This window comes from Pseudomonas sp. PS01303, from assembly GCF_029959385.1.
GTDB classification, from domain to species: Bacteria; Pseudomonadota; Gammaproteobacteria; order Pseudomonadales; family Pseudomonadaceae; genus Aquipseudomonas; species Aquipseudomonas rustica.
In genome coordinates this window covers 1-1,663 of the sequence record NZ_JASCPK010000302.1, presented here as the reverse complement: position 1 = coordinate 1,663, position 1,663 = coordinate 1, and the positions used below count along the sequence as shown (strand labels likewise).

General features: G+C 62.8%; 1 protein-coding gene. It reads right to left on the bottom strand.

The features are described 5' to 3' along the window. Positions 1–110: 110 nt before the first annotated feature. Positions 111–1,529, bottom strand: coding sequence for a TIGR00366 family protein (locus QMX93_RS30665; protein WP_053123825.1), 1,419 nt, complete (start codon positions 1,527–1,529; stop codon positions 111–113). Positions 1,530–1,663: the final 134 nt, after the last annotated feature.

Genomic DNA, 1,663 nt, shown 5'->3' with positions numbered 1-1,663 from the left:
GGGCTTGCTCGCGAAGGCGGTGTATCAATCAGCAATGATGTTGACTGACCCACCGCTTTCGCGAGCAAGCCCGCTCCCACAAGGGTTTTATGCCGACCGGACGATCCGGTTTACGGCATCACCGGCGGCGTATACGCCAATGTCGTCCCCAGCGCCCACAGCAAAAACAGCACCAGTGGCGTGTGCACCAGCAGTTGCACGAACGAGAAGCCGATCAGATCCCGTGCCTTTAGTCCGAGCACGCCCAGCAGCGGCAGCATGTAGAACGGGTTGATCAGGTTCGGCAGCGCTTCGGCCGCGTTGTAGATCTGCACCGCCCAGCCGAGGTGGTATTGCAGATCGTTGGCGACCTGCATCACGTACGGCGCTTCGATGATCCACTTGCCGCCACCCGACGGGATGAAGAAGCCGAGAATCGCCGAGTACACGCCCATCAGCAGCGCATAGGTGTCGTGGGAGGCGATGCTGACGAAGAACGTCGAGATGTGGTGCGCCAGCGTCTGCGCATCGGCGCCTTTGACCGTGGTCATCAGTGCGGCAATCGAACCGTACAGCGGGAACTGGATCAGCACGCCGGTGGTGGTCGGCACCGCGCGCGACACCGCATCGAGGAAGCTGCGCGGGCGCCAGTGCAGGAGCGCGCCGAGCATGATGAACAGGAAGTTGTAGGTGTTCAGCCCGGAAATCGCGGTGATCGCCGGTTTGGTCGAGAACTCGTGGAACAACCATCCCGCCGCCAGCAGCACCAGCACGATGATCAGCAGTGGGCTGTGTTCAAGCCATTCGCCCGGGCGAGTGCGTGGTTGCAGCGGCGGCAGGTTGAAGGCCGGGTCGATGCCGCAGGCCTTGGCGTCCCGTGCTGAGTTCGGGCCGGGCGCGGTGGCGTAAGCGATGATGATCGAGATCACGATCAGCGCCAGCAGCATCACGCCGGACTGCCAGAGGAAAATCGTTTCGGTGAACGGGATCACTCCGGTGATCGACAGGATCGACGGCGGCAGGCTGCCCGGGTTGGCCTGCAACTGTGCGGCCGACGACGACAGGCCCAAGGCCCACACGGCGCCAAGCCCCAGATAGGCAGCGGCCCCGGCGGCGCGGTAATCCATTTTCAGATCGGTGCGGCGGGCGAGGGCGCGTACCAGCAAACCGCCGAACACCAGCGACAGGCCCCAGTTGAGCAGCGACGCAACCATCGAAATCAGTGCGACCCAGGCCACGGCGGAACGACCGTTTTTCGGGATGCGCGCCAGACGATCGATCAGTTTCACGGCGGGTGGCGAGCTGGCGACGACGTAGCCGCCGATCACCACGAAGGCCATTTGCATGGTGAAGGGGATCAGGCTCCAGAAGCCGTCACCGAAAGCCATCGCGGCGTCGGTGGGTTTGGCGCCCATGGCCATTGTCGCCAGCGCGACGATGATGACGGCCAGCGCGGCGAACACCCAAGAGTCGGGAAACCAGCGTTCGGCGAAGTTGGAACAGCGCAAGGCGAAGCGCGCGGAGCGGCTATCTTCGATATCAGCGGCCACAGAAGTACCTCGGATTTTTTATGGTTATTTTGGGTCTGGCAGGCGAAACACATATCCCCTGTAGGAGTGAGCCTGCTCGCGATAGCGTCCGTTCATTCAACATGTGCATTGACTGACCTGGCGCCATCGCGAGC